The sequence below is a fragment of the Streptomyces sp. MB09-02B genome, assembly GCF_033794485.1.
Classification (GTDB): Bacteria; Actinomycetota; Actinomycetes; order Streptomycetales; family Streptomycetaceae; genus Streptomyces.
The window spans coordinates 1-5,615 of sequence record NZ_JARGEE010000524.1 but is presented as its reverse complement, the minus strand read 5'-3'; the positions used below and the strand labels follow the sequence as shown (position 1 = coordinate 5,615).

4 protein-coding genes are annotated in these 5,615 nt (G+C 70.4%); 1 reads left to right on the top strand and 3 read right to left on the bottom strand.

Annotated features, from left to right (window positions below; all coding sequences use genetic code 11):
- Positions 1 to 24: 24 nt before the first annotated feature.
- The 3 genes from ligD to P1P70_RS39680 form a co-directional block, all read right to left on the bottom strand.
- Complete coding sequence (ligD, locus tag P1P70_RS39690; protein ID WP_319246581.1) at positions 25 to 906, bottom strand: non-homologous end-joining DNA ligase; 882 nt, start codon at positions 904 to 906, stop codon at positions 25 to 27.
- A gap of 392 nt (positions 907 to 1,298) precedes the next feature.
- Positions 1,299 to 3,716 carry an excinuclease ABC subunit UvrA gene (locus P1P70_RS39685; protein ID WP_319246578.1) on the bottom strand — a complete coding sequence of 806 codons (2,418 nt, stop codon included), beginning with the start codon at positions 3,714 to 3,716 and terminating at the stop codon, positions 1,299 to 1,301.
- A 199-nt stretch (positions 3,717 to 3,915) separates the two neighbouring features.
- Positions 3,916 to 4,323, bottom strand: a complete 408-nt coding sequence (locus P1P70_RS39680) for a VOC family protein (RefSeq protein WP_319246576.1) — start codon at positions 4,321 to 4,323, stop codon at positions 3,916 to 3,918.
- 147 nt (positions 4,324 to 4,470) lie between these two features.
- Between P1P70_RS39680 and P1P70_RS39675 the strand changes: the two genes are divergently transcribed.
- Entirely contained in the window at positions 4,471 to 5,535 is a 1,065-nt protein-coding gene (locus P1P70_RS39675; RefSeq protein WP_319246573.1) for a Ku protein, read from the top strand.
- The last annotated feature ends 80 nt before the right edge of the window (positions 5,536 to 5,615 follow it).

Genomic DNA, 5,615 nt, shown 5'->3' with positions numbered 1-5,615 from the left:
GGGTGTGCCCGGCGGTGGGCCGCGTCACGGCAGGGGGCGCGCGGCCTCCGGGTCCAGGAGGGGTGCCAGCAGGTCGCCGTAGTCCTGCAGGCGGGGCGCGATGTCCGGGGCGCGGAAGACCAGCACGCCGGGGGAGGCGCACTCCTCGACCTCGGTCCAGGTCACCGGCGCGGAGACGGTCGGCTCGGGGCGGGCCCGCAGGGTGTAGGGCGCGGCCGTGGTCTTGCGGGCGGCGTTCTGGCTCCAGTCGACGAAGACCTTGCCGGGGCGCAGACTCCGGGTCATCCGGTGGACGACCCGGCGGGGCATCGCCTGCTCCGCCTCGACGGCGAGTTCCCTGGCGTACTCCGAGACCCGCTCCGAGGACGCCCCGCGCACCGCCGCCAGCAGATGCAGCCCCTTCGACCCGGACGTCTTCGCGTACACCTCGATGCCGTCCGCCGCGAGCCGCTCCCGGAGCCAGCAGGCGACCTCGCAGCACTCGACGACCGTCGCGGGCGACCCCGGGTCCAGGTCGAACACCAGCCGGTCGGCCTCGTCGGACGTGCGGACGGTCCACTGCGGGGTGTGGTACTCGACGACCAGGTTCGAGGCCCACATCAGACTCGCCAGGTCCTGGACGAGCACCATCCGGGCCGGCCCCTCCATCCGCCGCACCTCGGCGGTGGTGACCCAGTCCGGGGTGCCCGGCGGCACGTTCTTGGTGAAGAAGACCTGGCCGCCGGGCCCGTCCGGGTAACGGAGGAAGGAGACCGGGCGGTCGCGCAGATGCGGCAGCAGGGCGTCCGCCGTCGTGGCGTAGTAGTGCAGCAACTCACCCTTGGTGAACCCCGTCGCCGGGTGGAGGACCTTCTCCAGATTGGAGAGGGCGACCCTGTGGCCCTCCACCTCGGTGATCGGTGTCATGGGAGCAAGAATCCCATGATTCGGTGGTGAAGAGGATGAAAAGGATGAAGCAGATGAAGCGGATGAAGGGGGAGAACGGCCGCGGCGGAGTTCGTCGCCGGGGGCGGGTGGCTGGGGCTTCTCGCGGAGTTCCCCGCGTCGCTGGAAGCATCAGGTCCCTGCGGGCCCAGAAAAGCACGGGGCGCAGCCCGTGCTTTTCAGGGGCGCGGGGAACTGCGCGACCAGCCCCCACGCACCCGCACCCGCCGACGGGGGAGGTGAGGGCGGAGCGTCCCCGGAAGCCTCCGAGGCGGCCCCCAAGCCCTTGAGGCGGTCCCGCGCCCCGCACCCGGCCGCGCCCCGCACCCGGCCGCGCTCAGCTCCCACGGCCGTGCGCGTGCCCCCGTCCGCCCTCAGGCGCCCACGTACGCGGCCAAATGCTCGCCCGTGAGGGTGGAGCGGGCCGCGACCAGGTCGGCCGGGGTGCCCTCGAAGACGATCCGTCCGCCGTCGTGGCCGGCGCCGGGGCCGAGGTCGATGATCCAGTCGGCGTGCGCCATGACCGCCTGGTGGTGCTCGATGACGATCACCGACTTGCCGGCGTCGACCAGCCGGTCGAGCAGCCCGAGCAGTTGCTCCACGTCGGCGAGGTGGAGACCGGTGGTCGGCTCGTCGAGTACGAAGACGTTCCGACCCCCGCCCTTGTCACCCATGTGGGTGGCCAGCTTCAGCCGCTGGCGCTCACCGCCGGAGAGCGTGGTGAGCGGCTGGCCGAGGGTGAGGTAGCCGAGCCCGACGTCCGCCATCCGCTCGACGATCCGGTGGGCGGCCGGGGTGCGCGCCTCACCCTCGCCGAAGAAGGCCTCGGCCTCGGTCACCGACATCGCGAGCACCTCGCTGATGTCCCGGCCGCCGAAGCGGTACTCCAGCACCGACGCCTCGAACCGCTTCCCCTCGCACTCCTCGCACGTCGTGGCGACGCTCTGCATGATCGCCAGGTCGGTGTAGATGACACCGGCGCCGTTGCAGGTGGGGCAGGCGCCCTCGGAGTTGGCGCTGAACAGCGCCGGCTTGACCCCGTTGGCCTTGGCGAAGGCCTTGCGGATCGGGTCGGCCAGCCCGGTGTACGTCGCCGGGTTGCTGCGCCGGGAGCCGCGGATCGGGGTCTGGTCGACCGACACCACACCTTCCGCCCCCGCTTGTCGGGCCATCGACCCGTGCACGAGCGAGCTCTTCCCGGAACCGGCGACCCCGGTGACGACGGTGAGCACACCGAGCGGGATGTCGACGTCGACGTCGCGGAGGTTGTTCGCCGAGGCGCCGCGGATCTCCAGCGCGCCCGTGGGCTTGCGCACCGACTCCTTCAGTGCGGCCCGGTCGCCGAGGTGACGTCCGGTGACGGTGTCGCTCGCCCGCAGCCCCTCCAGGGTGCCCTCGAAGCAGACCGTGCCGCCCGCCGTACCGGCGCCGGGCCCGAGGTCCACGACATGGTCGGCGATGGCGATCGTCTCCGGCTTGTGCTCCACCACCAGCACCGTGTTGCCCTTGTCGCGCAGCCGCAGCAGCAGGTTGTTCATCCGCTCGATGTCGTGCGGGTGCAGCCCGATGGTCGGCTCGTCGAAGACGTACGTGACATCGGTGAGCGAGGAGCCGAGATGGCGGATCATCTTCGTCCGCTGCGCCTCGCCGCCGGAGAGGGTGCCGGAGGCGCGGTCGAGCGAGAGGTAGCCGAGGCCGATCTCCACGAACGAGTCGAGCGTGTAGTGCAGCTTGGCGAGCAGCGGCGCCACCGACGCGTCCTCGATCCCGCGCGCCCAGTCGGCGAGGTCACGGATCTCCATCGCGCAGGCCTCCGCGATGTTGAGCTTGCCGATCCGTGAGGAGCGGGCCAGCTCGCTCAGCCGGGTTCCGTCGCAGTCGGGACACATGGCGAAGGTGACCGCCCGGTCGACGAAGGCCCGGATGTGCGGCTGCATCGACTCGCGGTCCTTGGAGAGGAACGACTTCTGGATCTTCGGGATCAGGCCCTCGTAGGTGAGGTTGACGCCGTTGACCTTCACCTTGGTCGGCTCGCGGTACAGGAAGTCGTGCCGCTCCTTCTTGGTGTACTCCCGGATCGGCTTCTCCTTGTCGAAGAAGCCCGACTCGGCGATGACCCGGACGACCCAGCCGTCCCCCGTGTAGGTGGGGATGGTGAACGGATCCTCGGACAGCGACTTCGTGTCGTCGAACAGCTGGCTGAGGTCGATGTCGGAGACCGTGCCCCGGCCCTCGCAGTGCGTGCACATCCCGCCGGTGCGGCTGAACGTCACCTTCTCGGTCTTGGTCTTGTCGGCGCCCCGGTCGACCGTGAGACCGCCGCTCGCCGAGACCGAGGCGACGTTGAAGGAGAACGCGCCGGGCGGGCCGATGTGCGGTCTGCCGAGCCGGCTGAAGAGGATGCGCAGCATCGCGTTGGCGTCGGTGGCGGTGCCGACGGTGGAGCGCGGATCGGACCCCATCCGCTGCTGGTCCACGGTGATCGCGGTGGTCAGCCCGTCCAGCACGTCCACCTCGGGCCGGGCGAGGTTCGGCATGAAGCCCTGGAGGAAGGCGCTGTACGTCTCGTTGATCAGCCGCTGCGACTCTGCGGCGATCGTGTCGAACACCAGCGAGCTCTTCCCCGAGCCGGAGACCCCCGTGAACACCGTCAGCCGGCGCTTCGGGATCTCGATGCTGACGTCCTTGAGATTGTTCTCCCGCGCCCCGTGCACACGGATCAGATCATGGCTGTCGGCGGCGTGCGGCCCGGCAGTCTGCGCCTGCGTCCGCGCCCTCGTGGCCTTGGTCATCGTTCCTCCATCTGTCGGGCGGGGGCCGCGTCCCACGGCCCCCGCCGGCGTCACCCGTCCACTGCCCGCGTTCGTACGGCTGCGGCGGCCCTCTTCGCATGCCTACGGCGGTCCTGCGGTGTGTACGGCCGCGGTGGTCCTCCGGTGCGTACGGCTACGACGGTCCTCCGATGCGTACGACTCCGCGGTCCTCCGGATCTCAGACCTCGTGGACGCGGATCAGGTTGCCCGCCGGATCACGGACGGCGAAGCCGCGGACACCGTACGGCTGTTTCGTCGGCTCCTGGACGATCTCGGCGCCGGCCGCCTCCAGCCGCTCGAAGGTGCCGTCGAGGTCGGCGGTGGTGAGGAGGACGCGCGCGTACGTCCCCTTGGCCATCATCTCGACGATCACGCGTCGCTCGTCCTCGTCGACGGACGGGTCGACCGCCGGGGGCTCCAGGACGATGGACGTGTCCGGCTGACCGACCGGTCCGACCGTGATCCAGCGCATGCCGTCGTACCCGCCGTCGTTGCGCACCTCGAAGCCGAGGACGTCGCGGTAGAAGGCGAGGGAGGCGTCCGGGTCGTCGTGCGGGAGGAAGCTCGCGTTGATGGTGAGGTCCATGGCCCTCACGCTAGGCGCGCCCCACCCGCCCGCGCTTCTCGAATCCTGACCGGTGCGCCGTGCCCGGGGTGCCCGGCGGCCGACGGGCAGGGGCAGCTGGTCGGCGTTACGGTGTGGACAAACCGGAAGCAGGGACCCGAAAGGTGCGTGCTGCCCGTGCGATCCATCTGGAACGGTGCCATCTCCTTCGGCCTGGTCAGCATCCCGATCAAGCTGGTGAACGCGACCGAGAGCCACTCCGTCTCCTTCCGCCAGGTCCACCTGGAGGACGGCGGCCGCATCCGCTACCGCAAGGTCTGTGAGCTGGAGGACCGCGAGGTGACGCAGGGGGAGATCGGCAAGGCGTACGAGGACGCCGACGGCTCGATGATCCCGATCACCGACGAGGACCTCGCGTCGTTGCCCATCCCCACGGCGAAGACGATCGAGATCGAGGGCTTCGTCCCGGCCGAGAGTGTCGACCCGCTTCAGGTGGACGCCGCGTACTACCTCGCGGCGAACGGGGTCCCGGCCGCCAAGCCGTACACCCTCCTCCGTGAGGCGCTGAAGCGCAGCGGGAAGGTGGCCATCTGCAAGTTCGCGCTGCGGGGGCGCGAGCGGCTCGGCATGCTCCGGGTGGTGGACGACGTCCTCGCCATGCACGGTCTGCTCTGGCCCGACGAGATCCGTACGACCGAGGGGGTCGCCCCTGACGCGAGCGTCACCGTCCGCGACAAGGAACTCGACCTCGCGGACGCCCTCATGGACACGCTCGGAGAGGTCGACCTGGACTCCCTCCACGACGACTATCGCGAGGCGGTCGAGGAGCTGATCGCGGCAAAGGCGTCCGGCGAGGAGCCGCCGAGCGCTCCGATGCCGGCGGCGGAGGGCAAGGTCCTCGACCTCATGGCGGCGCTGGAGAAGAGCGTGCGCGAGGCCAAGGAGTCGCGGGGCGAGGAGGCCGACGCCGACGTCACGCACCTCGCGTCCCGCCCCACGCCCAAGGAGTCCCCCGGCAAGAAGTCCACCGCCTCCACCAGGAAGACGGCCGCAGCGCCCAAGAAGTCGACGTCCAGATCGACACAGCCGACGAAGAAGGCGGCCACGAAGAAGCAGACGCCCGGAAAGACGTCGACGACGAAATCGACGAAAGCGACGAAGTCGGCGACGGCGAAAACCCCGGCGAAGAAGACTGCGGCGAAGAAAACGACCACCCGCAAACGCTCGGCGTGACACCACGAGCCAACAGAACCGCAGCAGGCCACCACGAAGTACCCCACGCCGACGCCCCCGACTCCCGCCGCCCTCTCCCC